This window comes from uncultured Allobosea sp. (genome assembly GCF_945956895.1).
GTDB lineage: Bacteria > Pseudomonadota > Alphaproteobacteria > Rhizobiales > Beijerinckiaceae > Allobosea.
Genome location: NZ_CAMFJF010000011.1, coordinates 97,412 through 120,077 on the forward strand (window position 1 = coordinate 97,412; position 22,666 = coordinate 120,077).

General features: G+C 67.0%; 18 protein-coding genes. 3 read left to right on the top strand and 15 right to left on the bottom strand.

The genetic code is table 11. The annotated features are described in order from the left end of the window. Positions 1 to 88: 88 nt before the first annotated feature. On the bottom strand, positions 89 to 778 hold the full coding sequence (locus Q0Q02_RS09420; protein WP_293808757.1) for a 2'-5' RNA ligase family protein: 690 nt from the start codon (positions 776 to 778) through the stop codon (positions 89 to 91). A gap of 97 nt (positions 779 to 875) precedes the next feature. On the opposite strand from Q0Q02_RS09420, the gene Q0Q02_RS09425 reads away from it, so the two are divergent. Then, complete coding sequence (locus tag Q0Q02_RS09425) at positions 876 to 2,255, top strand: M20/M25/M40 family metallo-hydrolase (RefSeq protein WP_293808759.1); 1,380 nt, start codon at positions 876 to 878, stop codon at positions 2,253 to 2,255. A gap of 246 nt (positions 2,256 to 2,501) precedes the next feature. Here Q0Q02_RS09425 and Q0Q02_RS09430 read toward each other — a convergent pair whose 3' ends face one another. From Q0Q02_RS09430 to Q0Q02_RS09440, 3 genes are all read right to left on the bottom strand, one after another. Further along, positions 2,502 to 3,284, bottom strand: a complete 783-nt coding sequence (locus tag Q0Q02_RS09430; RefSeq protein WP_293808761.1) for an enoyl-CoA hydratase/isomerase family protein — start codon at positions 3,282 to 3,284, stop codon at positions 2,502 to 2,504. Between the two features lie 12 nt (positions 3,285 to 3,296). Continuing rightward, entirely contained in the window at positions 3,297 to 4,490 is a 1,194-nt protein-coding gene (locus Q0Q02_RS09435) for a CoA transferase (RefSeq protein ID WP_293808763.1), read from the bottom strand. Positions 4,491 to 4,758: 268 nt separating this feature from the next. After that, a complete protein-coding gene (locus Q0Q02_RS09440; RefSeq protein WP_293808765.1) occupies positions 4,759 to 6,075 on the bottom strand; it encodes an aspartate aminotransferase family protein in 1,317 nt (438 codons plus the stop codon). A 134-nt stretch (positions 6,076 to 6,209) separates the two neighbouring features. Here Q0Q02_RS09440 and Q0Q02_RS09445 point away from each other — a divergent pair, with 134 nt between their 5' ends. Then, positions 6,210 to 7,001 (top strand): IclR family transcriptional regulator, encoded by a 792-nt coding sequence (locus Q0Q02_RS09445; protein ID WP_293808767.1) that lies wholly within the window; start codon positions 6,210 to 6,212, stop codon positions 6,999 to 7,001. 8 nt (positions 7,002 to 7,009) lie between these two features. Here Q0Q02_RS09445 and Q0Q02_RS09450 read toward each other — a convergent pair whose 3' ends face one another. The 11 genes from Q0Q02_RS09450 to Q0Q02_RS09500 all read right to left on the bottom strand — a co-directional run bounded on the left by Q0Q02_RS09450 (position 7,010) and on the right by Q0Q02_RS09500 (position 20,635). Continuing rightward, positions 7,010 to 7,957, bottom strand: coding sequence for an ABC transporter permease (locus Q0Q02_RS09450; protein ID WP_293808769.1), 948 nt, complete (start codon positions 7,955 to 7,957; stop codon positions 7,010 to 7,012). Beyond that, entirely contained in the window at positions 7,954 to 8,832 is an 879-nt protein-coding gene (locus Q0Q02_RS09455) for an ABC transporter permease (RefSeq protein ID WP_293808771.1), read from the bottom strand. Before Q0Q02_RS09455 ends, Q0Q02_RS09450 begins: the two co-directional genes overlap by 4 nt. 43 nt (positions 8,833 to 8,875) lie before the next feature. Beyond that, positions 8,876 to 10,414, bottom strand: a complete 1,539-nt coding sequence (locus Q0Q02_RS09460) for an ABC transporter substrate-binding protein (RefSeq protein ID WP_293808773.1) — start codon at positions 10,412 to 10,414, stop codon at positions 8,876 to 8,878. Between the two features lie 32 nt (positions 10,415 to 10,446). Then, complete coding sequence (locus tag Q0Q02_RS09465) at positions 10,447 to 11,955, bottom strand: M81 family metallopeptidase (RefSeq protein WP_293808775.1); 1,509 nt, start codon at positions 11,953 to 11,955, stop codon at positions 10,447 to 10,449. A 331-nt stretch (positions 11,956 to 12,286) separates the two neighbouring features. After that, the gene (locus Q0Q02_RS09470) at positions 12,287 to 13,249 is read right to left on the bottom strand and encodes an ABC transporter ATP-binding protein (RefSeq protein ID WP_293808777.1); all 963 of its coding nucleotides are present in this window, start codon (positions 13,247 to 13,249) and stop codon (positions 12,287 to 12,289) included. Continuing rightward, a complete protein-coding gene (locus Q0Q02_RS09475) occupies positions 13,246 to 14,058 on the bottom strand; it encodes an ABC transporter ATP-binding protein (protein ID WP_293808779.1) in 813 nt (270 codons plus the stop codon). Before Q0Q02_RS09475 ends, Q0Q02_RS09470 begins: the two co-directional genes overlap by 4 nt. Beyond that, a complete protein-coding gene (locus tag Q0Q02_RS09480; RefSeq protein WP_293808781.1) occupies positions 14,055 to 14,909 on the bottom strand; it encodes an ABC transporter permease in 855 nt (284 codons plus the stop codon). Before Q0Q02_RS09480 ends, Q0Q02_RS09475 begins: the two co-directional genes overlap by 4 nt. A gap of 8 nt (positions 14,910 to 14,917) precedes the next feature. After that, entirely contained in the window at positions 14,918 to 15,859 is a 942-nt protein-coding gene (locus Q0Q02_RS09485) for an ABC transporter permease (protein ID WP_293808782.1), read from the bottom strand. A gap of 199 nt (positions 15,860 to 16,058) precedes the next feature. Next, the gene (locus Q0Q02_RS09490; protein WP_293808784.1) at positions 16,059 to 17,663 is read right to left on the bottom strand and encodes an ABC transporter substrate-binding protein; all 1,605 of its coding nucleotides are present in this window, start codon (positions 17,661 to 17,663) and stop codon (positions 16,059 to 16,061) included. A 216-nt stretch (positions 17,664 to 17,879) separates the two neighbouring features. Next, the gene (locus tag Q0Q02_RS09495; protein WP_293808786.1) at positions 17,880 to 19,184 is read right to left on the bottom strand and encodes an alanine racemase; all 1,305 of its coding nucleotides are present in this window, start codon (positions 19,182 to 19,184) and stop codon (positions 17,880 to 17,882) included. Beyond that, entirely contained in the window at positions 19,175 to 20,635 is a 1,461-nt protein-coding gene (locus tag Q0Q02_RS09500) for a M81 family metallopeptidase (protein ID WP_293808788.1), read from the bottom strand. The genes Q0Q02_RS09495 and Q0Q02_RS09500 overlap by 10 nt, the downstream gene beginning before the upstream one ends. A gap of 186 nt (positions 20,636 to 20,821) precedes the next feature. Between Q0Q02_RS09500 and Q0Q02_RS09505 the strand changes: the two genes are divergently transcribed. After that, on the top strand, positions 20,822 to 22,306 hold the full coding sequence (locus tag Q0Q02_RS09505; RefSeq protein WP_293808789.1) for a M81 family metallopeptidase: 1,485 nt from the start codon (positions 20,822 to 20,824) through the stop codon (positions 22,304 to 22,306). Positions 22,307 to 22,666 lie beyond the last annotated feature (360 nt).

Below are 22,666 nucleotides of genomic sequence, written 5' to 3' on the forward strand. Positions count from 1 at the left end.
CGGCCGGAAACGATAGAGCCGGCCGCGCCCAAAGCAACGGCGCGGGGGCTCGATTGCCGCAAACCGACCTTGCACGGCTGCATGGAGGTCAGTCGAGCGGCCAAGTGCCTAGGATTGCGTACTTCCTGTTGTCGATGCTCTCGATCAGCACGAACTCGCGCACATGCCAGAGCAGCTGCGGCAAGGCTAAGGGCTCCCTACGCCTCCGGTCGTAGAAGAGCGTCACATGCGGCTGGAAGCTCGATCCATCGACCTTCAGGCCAGCGTGCCGCAAGGCATCGAGGAGTGTGGTGGACAAGCCATTGGCAGCAAGCAAATCCGCCCCCGTTGTCAGGGAAAATGCGCAGTTTGGTGCTGCTCCGAGGCTCGCTGCCTGATTGAACATGACGGCGAAAGAGGTCTTTCGGATCGCGTCGGCCACTGTGCGCGCCATCGCGATGCTCTGCCCGAACGGCCCATCAGGGGCAGCGATGCCTCGCAAGGTCACATGATACTGGTCCGGTTCGCGCAGCGGTCTCACGGGGCGAAGCTGCTTGTGCAGGTCATGCGCCACGCTATCGATCCGCGCCTTCGCCTCCGCATCCGGAAGAAGCGCGAAGAAATAGCGGGGCGGGCGGCGGCCTTCTCGCGGCCGAAACTCTCGCCCACCATCGAGGTCGAGAACGAACTGCATCAGCGCACGATAGAACAAAGCAAGAACATGGTAACCGGAAATCGACCAGCAAAAATCGCAAGGTCGCCAGTCGCCGCGACAGCCCACCCCGCGCTTGAGCACCACCGGTCCCGCGTCTAGGCTGCCTTAAGTGGCCGCTCGGCCGCCGCTTGCGCCCCCGCCCGGTGGGCGGCACGGATTCCTCTCCTGTCAGGCATTGGCTATGGCTTCCTCAGACGCACTCGCCGCGGTCTTCGAGCATATCGAGACCAATCGCAGCGCCTTCCTCGACCGCCTCATCGCGTATCTGCGCCATCCCAGCATCAGCGCCGAGAATATCGGCATCGCCGAGGTCGGCGTCCTGCTCGTCGATATGCTCACGGAGATCGGCCTCGAGACCAGCCTGATCCCGACCGAGGGCCACCCGGTCGTCGTCGCGCGCCGGGAGAAGGCGCCGGGCAAGCCGACCGTGCTGCTCTACGGCCATTACGACGTGCAGCCGCCGGACCCGCTGGATAAGTGGGTCTCGCCGCCCTTTGAGCCGACGATCCGCGACGGCCGACTCTATGCGCGCGGCGTCGGCGACAACAAGGGCCAGCATTTCGCCCAGATTCTCGCGATCGAATCCCATCTCAAGGTCCATGGCGAACTGCCCTGCAACGTCATCCTGGTCCTTGAAGGCGAGGAAGAGATCGGCAGCCCGAACATCGCCGGTTTCGTCCGCGCCAACCCGCATCTGCTGAAAGCCGACCTTGCCGTCACCGCCGACGGCCCGCGCCATGCCAGCGGCGCGCCGACCATCAAGTTCGGCTCGCGCGGCGTCGTCTCCTTCGACCTGCGCTGCCGCCATGCCAGCCGCGACGTCCATTCCGGCAATTTCGGCGGCGTCGTGCCGAACCCGATCTGGACGCTGGTCCATCTGCTCGCAACAATGAAGAATCCCGAAGGCGAAATCACGATCGAGGGCCTGCACGATGCCGTCGAACCGCCGACGGCGGAGGAGCTGGAAGCGGTCGCGCGCCTGCCGCTCGACATCGAGGCCTTCAAGAAGGGCGTCGGCCTCACCCGCCTCGACGCGCCGGCGGACCGCCCGTTCTACGAGCGCCTCTGCTTCCGGCCGACGCTCACCATCAACGGCTTCCATGGCGGCTATGGCGGGCCGGGTACCAAGACCGTGCTGCCGAACGAGGCGCTGGTGAAATGCGACATCCGCCTCGTCGAGGCGCAGGACCCGGAGGACATCCTGCGCAAGGTCCGCGCCCATGTCGAAAAGCACGCGCCCGAGGTCGAATTCATCGCCGAGGAAAAGGGCATGCAGCCCTCCAAGACCTCGATCGTCTCGCCCTATACCGCCCCGCTGCGCCGCGCCTTCGTCGCGGCTCAGGGCGAGGAGCCGCTGCTGATCCCAGCCGGCTTCGGCAGCCTGCCGAACTACGTCTTCACCAAGATCCTGGGCATCCCCGCCTTCGTGACCCCTTACGCCAATCACGACGAGGCCAACCATGCCCCCAACGAGAACATGACGCTGGACTGCTTCTATAGCGGCCTGCGCACGGGCGCGGCGCTGCTGCACGAGCTCGGGCAGTTGGGGAAGGCGGCCTGAGGGTTTGGCTACAGCACACCGTCATGGTCGGGCTTGTCCCGACCATCCACGTCTTCGCTGGTCGAATGTCCTGTTCAAGACGTGAATGCTCGCCACGAGTACGAGCAGGACGCGGGAAAGCAGGGCCGCCGTCATCCCGGACGCAGCGAAGCGGAAATCCGGGATCCATCATAGAGCACGGCGCCCTTCGATGGATCCCGGGTCAAGCCCGGGATGACGGCGTGGTTCCGGTGGAAACGGACAGACCTACCGCCCCTGCCAGTTCGGCGTCCGCTTGCCCAGGAAGGCTTCCATGCCCTCGCGGAAGTCGGCACTGGTATAGCAGAGCGTCACCAGATCGTGGCCGTCGATGCCCGCAGCGGTCGCGGCGGTCAGCCGGCGCATCGCTTCCTTGGTAGCGCGTATGGTCAGCGGCGCATGGCCGGCGATGGTCTGCGCCAATTCGCGAGCCCGCCGCATCAGCGCCTCATGGTCCGGCACCAGCTCGTTATAGAGCCCGATCCGCGCGCCCTCCTCCGCCTCGACTAGTCGGGCGGTGAAAACGATATCCTTGACCCGCGCCGGGCCGAGAATGGCGTAGAGCCGCCCGTAATTCTCCATCGACAGGCAGTTGCCGAGCGTGCGCGCGATCGGGAAGCCGAAGCGCGCGCTCTGCGTCGCGATGCGCAGGTCGCAGGCGAGCCCGATCGCCGCGCCACCGCCGGTGAAGGCGCCGGAGATCGCGGCAAGCGTCGGCACGGGGCAGCTCTCGATCGTGCCGATCACGGTCTCGATCCGCTCCTCATAGGCGAGCGCATCCGCGGCGCTGGAGAAGGAGCGGAACTGGGCGATGTCGGTGCCCGCCGCGAAAGCCTTGTCGCCCGCTCCGGTCATGATGATGACGCGCGGATCGCCATGGCCGGCCGGGTCGCGGCAGATCTCGGCGATGCGCTCGTACATGGCGAAGGTCAGCGCGTTGCGCGCCTGGGGCCGGTTGAGTGTGATCGTGCCGACCCCGCCCTCGACCGCATACAGGATTTCGTCGTTCACGCAGGCTCTCCGTCAGATCACGCCATCGGCCCGCAAGCGCGCGAGCCCGGCTTCGTCATAGCCGAGATCGGCCAGGATCTCGTCGTTGTGGGCGCCAGCCGCAGGCGTCGGCGTCGCGACATCGGCCGGCGTGCGCGACAGCGTGACCGGCTGGCCGATCAGGCGGATATCGCCGAGCTCGGGATGGCTCACCGGCTTGGCGATGCCGAGATGGCGCACCTGCGGGTCCTCGAACATCTCGTCGACGGCATAGATCGGCCCGGCCGGAACGCTGTTGCGCTCCATCGCCGCCAGCCAATGAGCGCTGTCGGCTTCGGCGAAGATCTCCTCGATCATCTCCCGCAATTCCGGCCGGCGGGCGAAGCGCTTCTCCGTGCTGTCATAGCGCGCATCCGCGCCCCATTCCGGCCGCCCGATCGCCCGGCAGAACGAACGCCATTGCTCCTCGCCGCCAACGCCGAGATTGATCGCGCCGTCGCGCGTCCGGTAGACGCCCATCGGCGTCTGGTAGGGGTGGTCGTTGCCGGATTGCGGCGGCACCGAGCCCTCGACGAGATAGCGCGCCGCCTGGAAATCCATCATCGCGATCTGGGCTTCGAGCAGCGAGGTCTGCACCCACTGCCCCTTACCCGAGACCGCCCGCTCCTGCAGCGCGACCAGCGCCCCGACCGCGCCATAGAGCCCGGCCGAGGAATCGGCGAGCGCGATCCCGGCCCGGACCGGCCCTTGCCCCGGCAGCCCGGTCACCGACATCATCCCGCCCATGCCCTGCGCGATCTGGTCGAAACCGGCGCGCGTCCGATAGGGGCCGGATTGTCCGAAGCCGGAGATCGAGACCAGGATCAGGCGCGGATTGCGCGCATGCAGCGTCTCGAAATCGAGCCCGAGCCGCTCCTTTACGTCCGGCCGGAAGTTCTCGACGACGAGATCGGCCTCGTCGACGAGCTTCATCAGGATCGCCTTGCCTTCGGGCGTCTTCAGGTTCAGCGCCAGCGAGCGCTTGTTGCGATGCAGGTTCTGCATGTCGTAGCCGAGGCGCGGCCCGCTCATGTTCTCGTTGGGATCGAGCCCCGGCGGGCTCTCGACCTTGATCACGTCGGCCCCGAAATCGGCGAAGACGCGCACGCAGGTCGGCCCGGCCCGCACCCGCGTCAGGTCCAGCACCTTGAGCCCGGCAAGCGCGGTGGACGGTTTCGGCTGCGGCATCGGCATTCGCTCCCTGTTGGGGCGAACTATCCGGTACGGTGAGCCGCGCGGTCAATGGCGCCGTGCATGCTGCATGCAGGAGTGGAGCGCATGGCAGAGAGGCGCGTATCCACGCCGTCATTCCGGGGCATTGCGCAGCAATGAGCCCGGAATCCAGAACCGATGTCATCAACCCGAAAGGCGATCGCAACCGCGAGCCTCCATGCCGAACGGCATCGGCTCTGGATTCCGGGCTCGGACCTGCGGTCCGCCCCGGAATGACGGCGTGCTAAGCCACCGCCCGCGCCGCGTCCCGCACCGCCGCCAGCGTCGCATCGACCACCGCCTCATCATGCTCCGACGACACGAACCAGGCGCCACGCTCCAGCACGCGCACGCCGCGCTTGAGCAGTTCATGGGCGAAGCGACTATAGGCGGCCTTGTCGGCCCGCGCGACGTCTCGGTAATTTCGCGCCGGCGCGTCGAGCCCGAAGGCGACGTGGAACATCAGCGGGAAGCCGGCGACCTGCGCCTTGATGCCCGCTTCCTTCAGGATCACGCGGATGCCGTCCTGCAGGCGCTGCCCATGGGCAGAACTCCTCTCGTAATGCTCCGGCGTCAGCGCCTTCTGGGTCGCGACCAGCGCCGCCATCGCGACCGGCTGGGCGTTGAAGGTGCCGCCATGCAGCACGCCATCGGCGAAGAGGTCGAGCAGGTCGGCCCGGCCCGCGATTGCTGCAACCGGGAAGCCGTTGGCAATCGCCTTCGCCATCAGGGTGAGGTCGGGCGTGACCCCGAAGCGCTCCTGCGCCCCGCCGCGCCCCAGCCGGAAACCGGTGATGACCTCGTCGAAGATCAGGATGGCGCCATGCTTGCGGCAGGCGGCGAGTGCGCCTTCCAGATAGCCCGGCGCAGGCGCGATGGCGCCCTGGTTGCACATCGCCGGCTCCATCAGCACGGCCGCGACATCGCCCTTGGCGAGCCGCGCTTCCAGCGCCGCGAGATCGTTCCAGCCGAGGATCGAGAGCCCCGCGCCCGCTTCCGGGTCCTGGCCCTTGCTACCGATCACCGGCGTCGGCGCCTCCTCTGGACCTGCCGCGTTCAGCCCCGGCGCCGTCGACCACAGGATGTTGTCGAACCAGCCGTGATAATGCCCCTCGAACTTGACGATGGTCCGCTTGCCCGTGGCAGCACGCGCCAACCGCATCGCCGCCTGCGCCACCTCCGAACCGGATGAGCCGAAGCGCAAACGCTCCGCCGAGGGAATGCGCTCGCAGATCAGTTGAGCGGCCTCCGCCTCGATCGGCATCTGGCCAGCGAAGAGAATGCCCTTCTCGGCCTGGCGCTTCACCGCCTCGATGACGGGAGCCGGCGTATGGCCGAGCACGGTCGCGCCCATGCCGCAGTAATAATCGATGATCCGGTTGCCGTCGGCATCGATCAGATAGGCGCCCTCGCCGCGCTCGAAGACGAGCGGGCCGGGCTGCATGCCCAGCCGGAAATTGCTGTTCACGCCGCCGGCGATGAAGCGCGCATTCGCCGCGATCTGCCGGGCGGATTCGTCGAAGCGCAGAGCGCCCGCCTGCTGGCTGTCCTTGCCTGTCACTGGGTTGCCTCCTGCTGTTGCGCTCGACCAGACCAGACCGCCCGCTCCGCGTAAAGGAACAGCGGTTTCGTCTTGCGGAATTCGTCGGCCTTGGCCATGCTGGCTCTGAAGCGAGCCCGACCACCGGAGCGGCCATGCCTAGGAAAACCGACAACCCCTATGTCGTGCAGCCGGTGATGAAGGCGCTGAAGGTGCTGGAGCTGGTCGCCCGCCACGGCCACGAGATCGCGCTCACCGCCGTCAGCAAGGAACTCAAGATTCCGAAGACGACGACCTTCCGCTATCTGCAGACGCTGACCGCCGCCGGCTTCCTCGACCACAACCGCGCGACCGACCGCTACAATCTCGGGCCGCAATTGCGCGCCATCGCCCGTGCCGATGCCAGCGTCAGCAAGGTCCGCGAACTGGCCCGCCCGGCCATGATCGAATTGATGCAGGAGTTCAACGAGACGGTGAACCTCGCGGTCAAGGGTAACGGCAGGGTCGTCTATATCGACCTGATCGAGGCCAACCGCTCGCTCAGGATGCAGGCGCGCATCGGCGAGAGCCACCCGATGCATTCGACCGCTCTCGGCAAGGCGATCCTCGCCTTCCTGCCCGAGGCGGAACGGCAGCGGCAGCTCGACCTGCCGCTCACCGAGCGCACCGGCCGCACCTTGTTGGAGCGCGAGGAGATCGAGCGGCAGCTCCGGCAGGTCGCCCGCACCGGCTACGCCACGGAGATGGGCGAAAACGAGGACGGCGCCATGTGCGTCGGCGTGCCGATCCTCGACGAGGACGGCTATCCCGTCGCGGCGCTCAGCGTCTCGGCGCCCTTGATGCGGATGCCGCACTCGCTGGCGGCGAAGGTCGGCACGCGGTTGCGCGAGGTCGCGGCCGGCATCTCGACCCATCTCGGCTCGCGCCCGACCGCCGATCTTCGCTAGAGCCCGGCTCATCGGTATTCGATCCGCGGGTCAATCCAGGCGTAGAGCATGTCGACCGTGAGGTTGATCAGCATATAGGCGACCAGGATCACCAGGATGCAGCCCTGGAGCAGCGGGTAGTCGCGGGTGCTGATCGCCTGGATCAGCAGGCGCCCGAGCCCCGGATAGGTGAAGACCGCCTCGGTCACCACGGCCCCGCCGATGAAATTCGCCATCATCAGCCCGACGATGGTGACGAAGGGCAGGAGCGCATTGCGCATGATGTGCAGGCCGACAATGCGGTTCTCCGGCACGCCCTTGGCGCGGGCGGTGCGGACGTAATCGGCCCGCGCCTCGCCGATCAGGGAAGCCCGCAGGAAGCGCGCCAGGATGCCCGAGACATAGGTGCCGAGCGTGATGGCCGGCAGCGCGAGACTGCGCAAAGCATCGACCGGCGACTCCCAGAACGGGACATGGCGCGAGGCCGAGGGCAGCCAGCGCAATTCCACCGCGAAGAGCAGGATCAGGAGGATGCCGAGCCAGAAGGTCGGCACGCCCAGCGCCAGCGCACTCCAACCGCTGAGCAGGCGGTCGAGCCAGGAATTCGGCTTTACTGCGCTCGCGATCGCCACGGGAATGCCGATGACCAACGCGACAAAGATAGCCGCCAGCGCCAATTGCAATGTCGCGGGCAAGCGCTCGCCGATCAGTTGCAGCACCGGTTGGCGGCTATGGAGCGAGAGTCCGAAATCGCCGGTGAGCGCCCGGCCGAGCCAGTCGGCATATTGCACCACCATCGGCCGGTCGAGCCCGTAGCGCTGGATCGCGGCGGCGATCTCCTCAGGCCCGGCATTCTCGCCGACGATCACCGCGACCGGCCCGCCAGGCACGGCATAGATCATCGCGAAGATCGCGAAGGAGGCGATCAGCAGCACCGGCAGCATCTGGAACAGGCGGCGCAGGACATATCCCGTCATCGCCGGCCCCCGATCGTCTCGCCGCTCGCATCGGTCTCGTCGCGGTCGAGGATCGCGGTCAGCGTCCGGCCGATCGTATCGAGCGACAGGATCGTCAGCGTCAGCACGATGCCGGGCAGCACCGCATAGGTCGGCGCCTCGTAGAGATAGGATTTGCCGGTGCGCAGCATCTCGCCCCAACTCGGCGTCGGCGGCGGCACGCCGACCCCGAGGAAGGCGAGCGCCGCCTCCAGCAGGATCGCGATCGAGGCCAGCACGATCGCCTGCACCACCAACGGACTCAAGGCGTTGGGCAGGATCGTTCTGAACATGATGTAACCTGGGCTGCCTCCGAAGCCGCGCACCGCCGTGACGAAATCGAGCTGGCGTAGCGCCATGACCTGCGCCCGCGCGATGCGGGCGAAGCCCGGAATGCCGGCGATGCCGACCGCGATCAGCGCCGCCCCCTGGCTGCGCCCGAGCACGGCGATCAGCGCCATCGCGAACAGGATGTTCGGCAGCGCCAGCAGCACGTCGATACAGCGCATCAGCAGGGAATCGCGCCAGTCGCCATAGAAGCCGGCGGCGAGCCCGATCGGCACGCCAACCAGCGCCGCGATCACGACCGCGCCAACCGCCGTGACCAGCGAGGTCCGCGCGCCATAGATCACACGCGCCAGGATACCGCGGCCGAGTTCGTCGGTGCCGAACCAGTTCTCGGCCGAGGGCGGCAGCAGCGACGCAGCCACGCTCTGCGACAGTGGATCGAAGGGCAGCACGGTCGCGAAACCCGCCGCCAGCGCCACCAGCGCGAGGAAGCCGAGCCCCAGCGCAGCGCCACGCCGGGCCAGCAGCCGGCGCAGCAACCCTTTCAATCGGGCAAGCGTCCCCGTCATCGCCGGGCGCCGTGCTCGCGCTGCCCGGCGCCGTCAGGCCGCGTCATTTGAAGCCGATGGTGCGGGCGATGAAGAGGTTGTCGATGTCGAGCGTCACGCCGCCGATCTTGTCGGAGGCGACGATCAGGCCGACATCATAGGAGTTGGTGGGGATGCCGAAGGCCTCCTCGACCATGACCTTGTTGAGGTTGTCATAGGCCGCCTTGACCTCGGCCGCGCCGCCGGACGCGCCATCGACCCTGGCGATCGCCGCCACATAGTCGGGATGCGGATGCGGGTCCTTCAGGACCGGATTGCCCGAGGTGCGATAGATCGAGTTCGTGGCGACGCGCGACGGGAATTTCTGGACGTTGCCGACCGCGCCGAAGGTCGCCGCGAAATCGCCGCCGAGCAGCGCGGTGACGTATTCTGCGCCCTGCCGCATGTCGAGTTCGACGGGGATGCCGATCTTCTGCAGCGAGCCCTGCACGATCTGGCTGATCGCCACCGAAGGCTCGTCGCTGCCGTTGACCAGAAGCTTCCAGCTCTTGAGCTCATCGGCGGAAAGGCCGGAAGCGGCGATCAGCTTCTTCGCCTTCTCCAGATCATAGGCATAGGTCGCGTTGTAGCTCTCGTCATAGGCCGGGCTCGCCGGCGCCCAGGGCAGCGCCACAACCTTGCCCATGCCGGCATAGCCGACGCGCAGGATGCTCGCCCGGTCCATCAGATGGTTGAAGGCCTGCCGGAACGCCTTGTTGCGGAAGGGTCCGCGCGTCGAGTTGATGCGGAAGACCTGCACCAGCGGCCCCGGCCCGGCGAAGACCTGGAAGCCGGCATTCTTGAGTCGGACGGCGCTGCGTGAGGAGCCGTTATAGACGATGTCGACCGCGCCCGATTCCAGCGCAGCGCTCGCCGAGGCATCCTCGCTGAACACCGTGAAGACGAGGTCCTGCACGACCGGCTGCTTCTCGCGCCAGTATTTCGGATTGGCCTTGAGCGTCAGGCTCTGGCCGACGGCCCGGTTGACCAGCGTGTAGGGCCCGGTGCCGGCCGGCACGGTCTCGACCGTGTCGATGCCCTTCGGGTCGATCGGGATCAGGAATTGCAGGAGGTCGAGCATCTGCCGCTCGGGCACCGGCGCCTTGAAATTGATCGTCACCGTGGAATCGTCCGGCGCCGACCAGTCCTTGACGATCGACATTGTCGCAAAGACGTTCTTGCCGCGCTTGGGATCGGCACCCTTCTGCAGGGTCGCCAGCACGGAATCCGCCTTGAACGGCGTGCCGCTGTGGAAGGTCACCCCGCTGCGCAGCTTCAGCGTCACCGAGGTCTTGTCCGGCGCGATCGTCCATTCCGTCGCCAGGCTGGGCTCCGGCTTCCCCTCCGGCGTGTACTCGATCAGGCTGTCATAGAGGTTCTTGATGACGTGGAAATTCACCGTCGAGAGCTGCTGCGGATCGTAGTTCGCCAGCTCGCTCAGCACGGCGACGCGCAGCCTCCCGCCCTTGAGCTGCTGGGCGGCGGCCGGCAAGGCTCCCGCCAGGGACACGCCCGCCAGCGCAAAGCTGGCCATGCCGAATTGACGTCGCGACAGCTTTGTCATCGCTTTCCCCTCTTGTTGTGTCTGGTTTCGTCTCAGCTTTTCCCCGCTCCCGGCTGGGACGAATGCGCCCGCCAGTCGCTTATGGTCTCCAACGGATAGACCGGGCGCGGAATCCGCTGCCACGGCAGGGTGAACACGTCCGATTGCCCCGGCCCGCGCGTATCGGCACGGACGAGCCCGGAAGCGATGCGGTCGAAATACTGGAAGTTCGAGGCCGTCTTGAGCACCGCCATCTTGTAGTCGGAGAGGTCGATGCCGAAGGCCTCGTAGACATCCGGCACATTGCCGGCGACGCCGCGCAGTTCCGAGATCAGGAGCGTCACCGGCCCGACATCGAAGACCGCGACCCGGCCCATGTCGACCTCCGGCTGATGGTTGAACTTGAGCGGAATCGATCCGCCGCCGAGCTTCCTCACCTTGCCCGTCACAGTCAGCGGCTTGAAGAAGGCGGTGGCCGCATCGCCCCCGAGCGGCAGGGTCACCTCGGCGCCCTCGCCCGCCGCCGTCAGCGTCGCGACGGCCTTGGGCGAGATCAGCGGGATCAGCGCCTTGCTCCTGATGCCGAGCCGCAGCATCGATTCCAGCAGCAGGTTGCTGTCGCCGGCCGCGCCGCCGAAGACGGTGTCGCCGGTATCGCTGACCACGACCATGCCGCGCTCGGCCGCATCGGCCTTGCGCACGGCGTCATCAATGGAGACCGCCTCGCGCACCTGAAAATCATCGCGCATCGACCAGGCGAGATCGGCGAGTTCGTCGGCCAGCGTCTCGGCCAGCGCCTGGTCGCCATCGGTCACGACGATCGTCGACCAGCCGCCCTCGGCGACATCGAGCCAGGGCTGCATCGGGTAGTTCGACGCCTGCAGCACCCGGCGGTCGGCCTCGATGGCGCGGGCCCGGTCGAACCAGATCTTCATCGGCCCCTTCGAGGTTAGGAACTGCTCCTGATGCGAGAGCAGCGGGATCTTGCGCCAGGCCATGACCGGCTTGCACTTCTCCGTGAGAATGCGCAGCAGCACCTCGGTCCCGACCTTGCCGGTATCGAACACGTCATGCGGCTGGGTGCGGTGCCCGACGATGGCCGTGCAATTGGCCATGATCTTGTGGGTGACATTGGCATGGTGATCGAGCCCGAGCAGGATCGGCACGTCCGGCCCCAGAATCCTGCGGCAGAGCTCGGCCTGCTCGCCCTCGACATCGTCGATGCCCTCGGCCGCGCAGGCGCCGTGCAGATGCAGGACAAGCCCGTCGATCGGCCCGACCGTCTCAAGACCCGCCCGGATCTTCGCCTGGAAGAAATCGAAGGCCTCGCGCGAGATGCGCCCGCCCGCCACCGCCCAGGCCCGGATGATCGGGATCGTCTCGATAGCGAGCCCGCTCTCCTTCACCGCCGCGTAATGCCCACCGATCTGGCCGATCTCGCCGAATTGCCGGGCGATCTCCTCGCCTTCGACGAGACCGAACGCCTCGAAATCCGCGAGCGTCGTCAGCAGCGGATTGAAGTCGTTCGTCTCCTGAACGATGTGGATCAGCGCCAGACGCACGGGCATCCTCCCGGATTGCGACCGCTGCTCCGGCCGATGCCGGGCGAAGCGGTTTGTCGACTTCAGGGCATCGTTCCCGGCTGCATTTCGGTCGATCGGCAGCTCGGCTTCAGCGTCAAAAGCGTAGTTGCGTCAAATATTTCACGTCAAGGATTGGATGTTCCACCTGAAGGAACATGGCCTTGGCATCTGAAAGGGTGCGGGTCATCCCGGACGGAGCGAAGCGGAGATCCGGGATCCATGCCTGAGCCCCTGTCGGAAAGGTTCTGGCATGGATCCCGGGTCTCCCTTCGGTCGCCCGGGATGACGCCGATGGAGCAAGATAGCTTGTTCAGGCTGCGTCCCGCCCAGTTCCCCTCGGCCAGTAGCGGCAGGAGACGCCATGGCCCGGCGCAACCTCATGCCATTCGGGCGTCCCATCGCGCGCGTGATCGATGCCATGGACGCACCCGCAGTGATCACCGTCGAGGAAGCGCAGATCCGGAGGCGGACGCCTCAATCGCTCGCGCTGGAGCACGGGATCAGGCACCGGCACCGCATCGAGCAGGAGCTGCGTGTAAGGGTGCGCCGGGCTGTCATAGACCTGGGCTGCACTGCCCATCTCGACGATGCGCCCGCGGAACATCACCGCGACGCGATGCGCCATCTCCCGGACGATCGCGAGATCATGCGCGATGAAAAGATAGGACAGGCCGAGTTTCTCCTGCAGCGATTGCAGGAGCGTGACGATCTGCGCCTGGGTTCGCACATCGAGCGCCGAGACCGGCTCGTCGCAGACCACGAAATCCGGATTGACCGCCAAGGCGCGGGCAATGACGACACGCTGCCGCTGCCCGCCGGAGAATTCGTGAGGATAGCGCCTGATCATCGCCGGATCGAGATTGACCAGCTCCAACAGTTCTTCGACGCGCTCGCGGATGCGGTTCTTCGGCACCGTGTGATGGACCTGCAAGGGCTCGCTCAGGATCTGCCCGATCGTCATGCGCGGATGCAGGCTGGAATAGGGGTTCTGCAAGACGAACTGCATGTGCCGGCGCATCCGGCGCAACTCGCCGGAACGCATCGTCGTCAATTCCTGCCCGAGCAATCGGACCGAGCCCGCGCTCGCCTTCTGGAGCTGGAGGATGGCGCGCCCGGCCGTGGTCTTGCCCGAGCCGGACTGGCCGACGAGCCCGAGCGTCTGGCCCGGCGCGATCTCGAAGGAAAGCCGCTCGACCGCCTTGACCGGCGGAGCTCCACGCCGCGCCGGAAACAGCACCGATAGATCGCGGACCTGCAGCAGCGGCTCCGTCATCGCGCCGCCCCCACCCCGTGCAGGCGCGGCACCGCATCGAGCAACGCCCGCGTATAGGCATGCTGCGGCCGGGCAAAGACATCGTCGACCGGCCCGGCCTCGACGATCTCGCCGCGATACATCACGTTCACCCGGTCGACCATGCCGGCGACCACGCCGAAATCGTGGGTGATCAGCATCAGCCCCATCCCACGCTCTTCCCTGAGCCGCAGCAGCAGGCGCAGGATCTGCGCCTGCACGGTGACGTCGAGCGCCGTCGTCGGTTCGTCGGCGATCAGCAAATCCGGCTCGCAGGAGATCGCGATGGCGATCAGCACGCGCTGGCGCTGCCCGCCCGAGAACTGATGCGGGAAATCGTCGATGCGATCAGCCGGATCGGGAATGCCGACGAGAGCGAGCAGCTCGATGCTGCGCTCGCGCGCATCCTTCACGGAGAGGCCGAGATGGCGGCGCAGCATGTCGCCCATCTGCGCGCCGATGCTCATCACCGGATTGAGCGAGGTCATCGGGTCCTGGAAGACCATGGCGATGCGCCGGCCGCGCAGGTCGCGCATTTCATCCTCGCCGAGCCCGAGCAGGTCCTGCCCCCAGAAGGCGACGGAGCCGCCAAGCCCGATCGAGGCGCCTTCGGGCGCCAGCCGCATCAGCGCCTTGGCGGTGACGCTCTTGCCGCAGCCGGATTCGCCGACGAAGCCGACGGCCTCATCGGCATTGATGTCGAAGGAGATGCCGCGCACCGCCTGGATCACCTCGCGGCGGGTGGTCACGGTCGCGGTGAGGCCGCGGACCTCGAGCAGCGGGCCGGTCATCGCACGCTCCCCACGTCGAGAACCTCGCGCAAGCCATTGGCGATGATGATGAAGGTCAACGTCGCGAAGACGATCGCCAAAGCCGGGCCGACCACGGTCAGTGGCGCGAGCTCCATGAACTGGCGGGCTTCCGAGAGCATGCCGCCCCAGTTCGGATCGGGCGGCGGCGGGCCGAGGCCCAGAAAGGACAAAGCCGTTACCGTGAAGATCGTCTGCGACAGCGTCAGGCTCGTCGCGACGAGGATCGGCGAGACCACGATCGGCAGGATATGGCGCAGCACAAGCCGCATCTCGCTCATGCCGACGCTGCGCGCCGCCTCGACATGGTCCCATTGCTTGACGCTGAGCACCGGCGCCCTGACCACCCGCGCCATGGCCGGCGTGTAGACGATGGCGATGGTCAGGATCAGGTTGGGCACGGTCGGACCCAGAGCCGCCACCACCGCGATCGCCAGCAAGAGCACCGGGAAGGCGAAGACGACATCGAGCAGCCGCATGATGATCTCGTCGGTGCGCCCGCCCATGTAGCCGGCCGCCAGCCCGAGGATCAGCCCGGCCACCAGCGCGATCAGCACGGCCGAGACCGTGATGAGCAATGTCGTGCGCCCGCCGACGATCAGGCGGCTCAGCACGTCGCGCCCGATCGAATCCGTGCCGAGCCAATGCGCGGCGCTGGCCGGCGCGAGCGAATCCGGCGAGGTGGCGGAAGGGTTATAGGGCGCTATGAGCGGTGCAAAGATGGTCAGCACCAACATCAGTGCCAGCATGGCAAGGCCGACGCCGAGCAGGAGCCAACCCTGCGTGATCCCTGCCCCCTTGCGCGCCGCCGCAACCGGGGCACTGTCCTGCACGATCCCGCTCACATCTGCACCCGTGCGTCGACGCGGGCATAGGCGATGTCGATCATCGTATTGACCAGCACGACGATGCCGGCCGCGACCAGAACGATCGCCTGGATCACCGGATAGTCGCGGCTGTTGATGGAATCGAACAGGTATTGCCCCATGCCGGGGATGGCGAAGATGGTCTCGACCAGGATGCTACCGCCGAGCAGCGCCGCGATCTTGAGGCCGGCTGCGGTGATGACCGGCGTCAGCGCGTTACGCATCAGGTAGTCGCGCAGGATCGCGGCCGGGGTCAGGCCCTTGGCGCGGGCGACCATGACGAAATCCTGGTTGGCGACCTCGAGCACGGCAGCCCGCGTATTCTCGGCGATCGTAACCGAGACGGCGAGCGCCAGCGCGAAGGCCGGCAGCAGCAGGCTGGCGAGATTGCCGAGCGGGTTCTCAAGGAAGGGCGTGTAGCCGAGCACCGTGATCTCCGGGAAATAGAGCCCGAAGAGCAGCACGATCAGCGTCGCCACGACATAGTTCGGCACCGCCAGCATCAGCCCGTTCCAGAGCCGCACCAGCCAGTCGGTCGCGCCGCGCAAACGCGCCGCCGCAAGCCCGGAGGCGAGGCCCATCACCGCTGCAATCACGGCGGCGAGCAGCGTGAGCTGGATGGTCACAGTGAGCCGGTTCAGCAATTCGCCGAGCACCGGCTGCCGGGTGACAAAGGAGCGGCCGAAATCGCCGGTCAGCGCCGCTCCCAGCCAGCTCAGGTATTGCGCCATCAACGGCTGGTCGAGGCCGAGATCCCGGCGGATCGTCGCCAGAACCTCCGGCGCGACGCTCTGCGAGCCCGCCGCCGCGATGGCGAAATCGCCGGGAATGGCCCGCATCAGCATGAAGGCGACGAAGGAGACGCCGAGCAGGATCGCGGCCGTCCAGGCGAGACGCCCGAGGACGAAGCGCGTCATCGGCAGGCCTCCGCCGGGAGACGGCAGGCCGACCATGAAAGTCGCCCGAGAACCCTGCGAGCCCTCATCCTGAGGAGCCATGCCTTCAGGCATGGCGTCGCGAAGGATGTTCCGGGAGGCTCCGGAACCATCTGGAGCATCCTTCGAGACGCCGCTTCGCGGCTCCTCAGGATGAGGGCTCGTTTATATGGACGAGCTCTTATTTCTTCAGCCATGTCGCACGCACGAAGGAACGGATATTCGCGGCGAGCGGCACATAGCCCTGGACGTAGTTCCACCAGATCTCCCAGCGCAGCGGGTATTGGTAGATCTGGATCACATAGGCGTTCTCGGCGATGCGCTTCTGGATCGCCTGGTTCTTCGCCGCGCGTTTGGGAACGTCGAGCTCGGCCCGTGCCTCGGCAATCATCTTGTCGAGTTCGGGATCGTTCGAGCCCATTGCCTTGCCGTAGCCGCTGGTCGAGGTGATGTACTGGAAAATGCCGTCCGGATCGGGCGTCCAGGACAGCGCGACCGAGAGCAGCGTCGGCCAGTCGCCGCTCGCCCATTTGGCCAGGAGCGGCGCGGTCTCCATCGGCACCAGCTTCACGGTGATGCCGGCCGCCTGCCATTGCTGCTGCAGGATCTGCGCGCAGGCAACGTCCAGAGGATTGGCCGCGACGACGATATAGTCGCCGAGATCGATCCCGTTGGGATAGCCGGCCTCGGCCAGCAGCGCCTTCGCCGCGGCCGGATCATGCTTGTAGTAGGGCAATTCGCCGGTGCCGTCATAGCCGCCGACCTGGCTTTCCGGGATCATCGCACCGACCTTGCCGGAGCCGCCGAGCACAGTGTCGAGGCAGGCTTTTCGGTCGGTCGCGAGGCTGAGCGCGCGACGCACCTTCACGTCGTTCAGCGGCTTGGCCTTCATGTTCAGCCAGATCGGGAAGGTGCGCGAGGTCTGGCCCGGCGCCGAGACGAAATTCGGCGAAGCCCGCGAGATCGCGGTCGCGACCTTCGGATCCTTCACCCAGGTCATGTCGATGGCGCGCGAGCGCAGCGCCGAGGTCAGCGTCGCCTGGTCCTTGTAGAACTTGAAGACCACTTTCGCGAGATAGGGCTCACCCTTCTCGTAATAGCCATCGAAGCGCGTCAGCGAGAATTGCTGGTTCGGCTGATAGGCCTCGAAAGCGAAGGGGCCGGTGCCGACCGGCTGGGTCACGAGGTTGTCGACGCCGGCCGGCACGATCGCGCCGTTGGGATTGCTGGCGAGATTGCTGAGGAAGGCCGCATCCGTCGCGTTGAGCTGGAACTTCACCGTGAAGGGATCGACCACCGTCACCGCCTCGACGCTGGAATAGAGCGCCTTGAGCCGGCTGCCCGTCGCCGGGCTCATGATCCGGTCGAAGGTGTGCTTCACGTCGGCAGCGGAGAAATCCTTGCCGTTGTGGAATTTCACACCCTGCCTGAGCTTGAAGACATAAGTCTTCGGATCGGGCTGCTCATAGCCCGTGGCGAGGTCCGGCTCGACCTTCATCTGGGCGTTCCAGCGCAGCAGGCCGGTATAGAGCAGGCTGGTGAAGTCGTAGGACGAGAAGGCGTTGACCGTGACCGGATCGAGCCCGATCGGATCGGCATCGGCGCCGATCGTCAGCGTCCCGCCGGCAACCGGCGCCTGCCCCTGAGCCAGCGCCAGGCTGCTCCACAGGCCGGGTGCCGCCAGCGCCGCACCGCCCGCCGTCAGCAGTTGCAGCAGGCTGCGCCGGTGCAGACCCTGCTCCGCGAGATCGGGCTCGTCGGCCATCGGGAATGGCGGTGTCGTCACGAACGATCCTCCCAACATCCTGCTTGCCGGCCGATCTCGGCCGCTTCCACGCGAGACAGGAGCCAGCCTTCGCCGTGCTTCCTGTCATCGCCGCTCGGCCCGTCTCATCCGCGTCGCGGATAGCGGGCCTTCCCTCTGTGAGATGCAGGCTAGGAACGCCCCGAATTCACGTCAAGGATTGCAGGTTTCACCAGAAGGAACAGCTTCGGAGGCGCGTCAGAAGAAGGTCCGGATTGCGCCGGTGACGGTCCAGTCGTCGTCGACCAGCATCAGCACCGCCCATTTGTCGAAGGTCGTGCAGGGATGGCCGATCCCGAAGGCGACCATGTCGCCGACCTGCAGCGGGCTCTCCTCCGGCGTGCCGAGATGGCAATGCTGGTCGTTGAGCCCTAGCACCGTATGCCCGGCCGGCATCGACTCCGGCCGTTTCATCGCCCCACCCGGCCGATACCAGCGCAGCGGCACCGGCATCCCGGAATCGAACGAGATATCGCGCTTGCCGACGGTGAGCAGGCTGCGCCCGCGCTCCGGCCGCGACTGGACATAGGCCCAGACCTCCAGCGCCGGCTCCAGCCCGCCCGGCGGCAGCTTGAGGCTGGTCTCCAGCGTGATCCGCCGGAACGCCGCCGAATAGGCGGTGGAATCATGGGTCAGGTAGCAGCCGGAACGCAGCACCTTGACGATCGGCCGCTTGAAGGCGGCGGCATTGAAGGCCTCGCCGACGCGGTCGAACAGCGAGGTTCCGCCGGCCGAGAGCACCATCGGCTCCGCCCCCAAAAGCCCTTCGCCCTCCGCAGCCGCCGCGACCGCGACCACCTCGCCGAGCAGCCGATCGGCACCGGCGGTGTCGCTGTGCAGGCCCTCGAAACATTCGAATCCAGCGAGCCGCAGGCCCGGCGCACCCGCGACCGCACGCGCCACGGCCAGCGCTTCCTCACGGGTCCGCGCACCGGTGCGCCCGCCCATGAAGCCGATCTCGACGAAGATCCGCAGCGGATTGGCGCCCGCCTGCCCCTTCGCCGCCTGCGCCAGCAGGCCAACCCCGGCGACGCTGTCGGCGAGGCAATAAAGCTCGAAGCCGGGCTCCCGCAGCGCCTCGAAGCAGGCCGCGATCTCCTGCCGCCCGACCGGCTGGTTGGCGAGGATCACCCGCTTCACGCCGAAATGCCGGGCGACGGCCAGTTGCTGCATCGTCGCGACGGTGATCGCCCAGGCGCCATCGGCGATCTGCAGGTCGAAAAGCTGCGGCGCCATCGTGGTCTTGCCATGCGGCGCGATCTTGAGATCGTTGGCGGTACTGAAAGCGCTCATCCACGCGCTGTTGGCCTTGAGCACGCTCTCGCGGATCACCGCGAGCGGCATCGGCATGTCCCCAGTGAGCACGTTCCAGCCCTGCTTGCCGACATCACCGAGTCGGAGCGACGCGCCCGGCGGCAGGCCTTTCACCAGAACATCGAGGCGCTGGTCCTCGATCTCGCGGAGCGACAGGCGCGGAAGCGGGGCAGAAGCAGTCACAGCCATGGATTCCGGTCCAGCGGAGAGAAGGGGCGTTTCACCTTGGTGTAGGGGATCTTGCTCGCATCGGGCGGGTAGGGTCCACCGCTGTCGAGATAAAGCACCTGCGCCGCGATCGGCGCGAAGGCGGCGTGGAAATGATTGGAGGATTTCACCACCACCGCCGTCTTCGTGCTCAGATCGATACCGAGATCGGTGAAGACCGGCGGGCTGAAGGTCTGCGCCCGGGTCGAGGCCAGCACGATGTCGAGCTTGCCGATCCTGATCGCGGCGGCCGGCCCGAGCGAGACCCAGCTCTGTTCGAACGGGATCAGCAGGTCCTCGGTCGTGCCGGTGACAGTCACCACCGCATCGATCGGCCGGCCCGAGGATGGCGCCGCCTTGCCGATGAAGCGCAAGGGTATCTCGGCGCCGACGCCCGCTGCCCGGCACAGGCTGACCGCGACCGGGTCCCACATGGCGCCGATCGCGGCGGGCACATCCGGGTGCCGCAGCAGCGCCTCGACCATCACCGAGGAATCGCCAGCGACGCCACCGCCCGGATTGTCCCAGCGATCGGCCAGCACAACCGGCTTGCCGGGCTTGGCCAATTCGAGCGCCGCCGCGATGCCTTCTTCGGGCTTGTAATGCTTCGGCGAAGCGCCCTGCCCCCAGCGCAGGATTTCGAGGCCAAGCTGTTTCGCCAGCGCGGCTGCCTTCGCCTCGTCACCATCGGCGATGACCAGCACCTTGGTCCCGACATCGGCGACATCCGCCGCCTGGAAACCATGCGCGACCGAGATCGAGAGGATGCCGTCCGTCCCCTCCATCGCCAGGAGCCGGTCGACGAAGCTGCGGCCGGGCTCGCGGCTGGTCATGAAGGCGGCGAGCCCACGGCAATCGAACACCGCGCTCACCGGCTTCACCTGCTTGCGCGCGGTCTTCAGGCAGAGTTCCAACAGGTCCTCCGCCCGCGCCAGGAAATCCGTATGCGGGAACTCCTTGAAGGCGACGATGATGTCGGCGCCCGCGACCATCTCGGCCGTCAGATGGCAATGCATGTCGAGTTCGGCGCCGATGACGCAATCCGGCCCGGCGAGCGCCCGCACCCGCGCGATCAGGTCGCCCTCGCAATCGTCGTAACCACGCGCCACCATCGCCCCGTGCAGGCCGAGCAGCACGATATCGACCGGCAAGGCCGCCTTGAGTTGGTCGAGGATTTCGTCGCGCAGGCTCTCATAGCCCTCCTGCGAGACGAGGCCCGCAGGCTCGGCCCAGGTCGCCGTGCCCTCGACCAGTTCGTAGCCCTCGCTGGCCGCACGACGGCGCGCCGCGACGGTCGGGGCAGAGCAGAGCGTCGGCGTATCCGGATGCGTCCCGGGTGGGCAGTAAAAGGCGCCCTCGAAGGCACTGCGATCGACGAAGAGTGGCGCGAACGTATTGGTTTCCGTCGCCAGCGACGCAGTGAAGACACGCATCCGCATGCTCTCTCAGTCTGAGGCGGCAGCCGCCCCTTCGGACTGCCGTCGCGCCCATGAAACCGGGACAGGGCGCAGCCTGTCAAAGCATCCGCGTTCCCCACGATGGAACAATGCTGGCTTGATCCGGAACAGATCGGCGGCCGACATGGAGGGGCTTTGCGAGCCAAGGAGCTTCAGCCGATCATGTCCCGCCGCCGCATCCTGCTCGGATCGCTCTTCCACGAGACCCATAGCTTTGTCGAGGAAGAGACCACGCTTGCCGATTTCACCATCCGCAAGGGCGCGGAGCTGCTGGCCCGGCGCGGCGACGGCTCGACGATCGACGGCTTCCTGGAAGTCGCCGAGGCCGAAGGCTGGAAGGTCCTGCCCACGATCGACTACGGCGCCCTGCCGGCCGGTCCGGTCGAGCATGCGGTGTTCCAGCGCTTCCTCGCGGAATTCGACGCCGGGCTGAGGGAAGCCCTCGCCGGTGGCGGCCTCGACGGCATCTGGCTTGCGCTGCACGGCGCGATGGTCACGACCCGATGCTGCGATCCTGAGGGCACCTTGCTCGCCCATATCCGCTCGGTGCCCGGCTGCGAGACCTTGCCGGTCTTCGGCGTCTTCGATCTCCACGCCAATTTCACCGCGGCCATGGCCGCGCATGCCAACGCCCTCGTCGCCTATCGCGAGAACCCGCATACGGACGCCCGCGAATCCGCCGTCCGCTCCGCAAGACTGCTGGCCCGCTCGCTCGCGAGCGGCGAGCGGCCGCACATGCTCTCCTGCAACGCCCCGGTGGTCTGGCCGCCGACCGGCACCGGCACCGCCGACCGGCCGATGCGCGACCTGGAGGCGCTGGCGCGCCGGATCGAGCAGGAGAACCCGAATATCTGGGTCGCCAATGTCGTCGGCGGCTATTCCTTCTCCGATGTGCCTGCGGCCGGCGTGGCCTTCGCCGTCGCTTTCACCGGGCCGGAGGCCCCCGCACGCGACGCGCTGGATCGCCTCACGGCAACAGCGGTTGAGCTGTGCGAATTAGGCCTGCCGGCGGAACGGGACATCGACGAAGCCGTCGCGGAGATCCTGCGCTCGGAGGGGGGCCCCTATATCGTCGTCGAGCCGGCCGACAATATCGGCGGCGGCGCACCGGGCGACTCAACTTCCGTCCTGCGCGCCTTCCTGCGCCATGGCGTCGAGAATTGCGCCGTCGCCATCGCCGATCCCGCAGCCGTCGCTGCCATGGCGGGCGCCAGGCCCGGCGAGACCCGCAAGCTCTCGATCGGCGGCAAGGGCAGCGCCATCGCTGAAGGCCCCGTCGAGATCGCGGCCAGCTTCGTCAGCGCCAGCGACGGCGAATTCGCGCTGGAGGACCTGAACAGCCATCTCGCGGCCTCGCAAGGCTCGCGCTTCAGCATGGGGCCGTGCGTGGTCGTACAGGTCGAGGGCGTCACCGTGCTGCTCAGCAGCCGCAAGACGCCACCTTTCGACCTCGGCCAGCTCCGCTCGCAAGGCATCCAGCCGGAGACGCTGAAAGCGATCGGCGTCAAGGCGGCGGTCGCGCACCGGCGCGCCTATGACAAGATCGCCAAGGGCAGCTTCACCGTGGCGACACCCGGTCCCTGCACCAGCCGGATCACCGGCCTGCCCTACAAGCGCCTGCGCCGGCCGGTGTTCCCGCTGGATTGAGTCGCGCACCAGCCGTCATTGCGAGAAGCGGAGCGCCTTCTCATATCGCACGGAACCCCTCCGTCATCCCGGACAAGCGGCAAGGCCGCGCAGACCCGGGATCCATCGTAGAGCGCGGAGCCCTCCGATGGATCCCGGCGCTCCGCTTCGCTGCGGCCGGGATGACGACGCGGTTCCGTGCAAGGTCAGCAGGTTGGATGGAATACCGGTTTCCGAGATGCTCGGGTCAAGCCCGAGCATGACGCCCATGTGCCGCAAGCGCATTTTCCCTCTTGAACCTGAAGTGGCTACAGCTTGTAGAGACGTGTCCCGTAGCGAAAGAGAGACGGAGACACGTCATGGCCGCCCGCCCCGAAACCA

Bases quoted from the DNA above. Each gene is read 5' to 3' on its own strand.
- Q0Q02_RS09425 (WP_293808759.1), top strand. From the start codon at position 876: ATGGCTTCCTCAGACGCACTCGCCGCGGTCTTCGAGCATATCGAGACC.
- Q0Q02_RS09435 (WP_293808763.1), bottom strand. From the start codon at position 4,490: ATGCCGCAGCCGAAACCGTCCACCGCGCTTGCCGGGCTCAAGGTGCTG.
- Q0Q02_RS09445 (WP_293808767.1), top strand. From the start codon at position 6,210: ATGCCTAGGAAAACCGACAACCCCTATGTCGTGCAGCCGGTGATGAAG.
- Q0Q02_RS09450 (WP_293808769.1), bottom strand. From the start codon at position 7,957: ATGACGGGATATGTCCTGCGCCGCCTGTTCCAGATGCTGCCGGTGCTG.
- Q0Q02_RS09455 (WP_293808771.1), bottom strand. From the start codon at position 8,832: ATGACGGGGACGCTTGCCCGATTGAAAGGGTTGCTGCGCCGGCTGCTG.
- Q0Q02_RS09460 (WP_293808773.1), bottom strand. From the start codon at position 10,414: ATGACAAAGCTGTCGCGACGTCAATTCGGCATGGCCAGCTTTGCGCTG.
- Q0Q02_RS09470 (WP_293808777.1), bottom strand. From the start codon at position 13,249: ATGACGGAGCCGCTGCTGCAGGTCCGCGATCTATCGGTGCTGTTTCCG.
- Q0Q02_RS09475 (WP_293808779.1), bottom strand. From the start codon at position 14,058: ATGACCGGCCCGCTGCTCGAGGTCCGCGGCCTCACCGCGACCGTGACC.
- Q0Q02_RS09485 (WP_293808782.1), bottom strand. From the start codon at position 15,859: ATGACGCGCTTCGTCCTCGGGCGTCTCGCCTGGACGGCCGCGATCCTG.
- Q0Q02_RS09495 (WP_293808786.1), bottom strand. From the start codon at position 19,184: ATGGCTGTGACTGCTTCTGCCCCGCTTCCGCGCCTGTCGCTCCGCGAG.
- Q0Q02_RS09500 (WP_293808788.1), bottom strand. From the start codon at position 20,635: ATGCGTGTCTTCACTGCGTCGCTGGCGACGGAAACCAATACGTTCGCG.
- Q0Q02_RS09505 (WP_293808789.1), top strand. From the start codon at position 20,822: ATGTCCCGCCGCCGCATCCTGCTCGGATCGCTCTTCCACGAGACCCAT.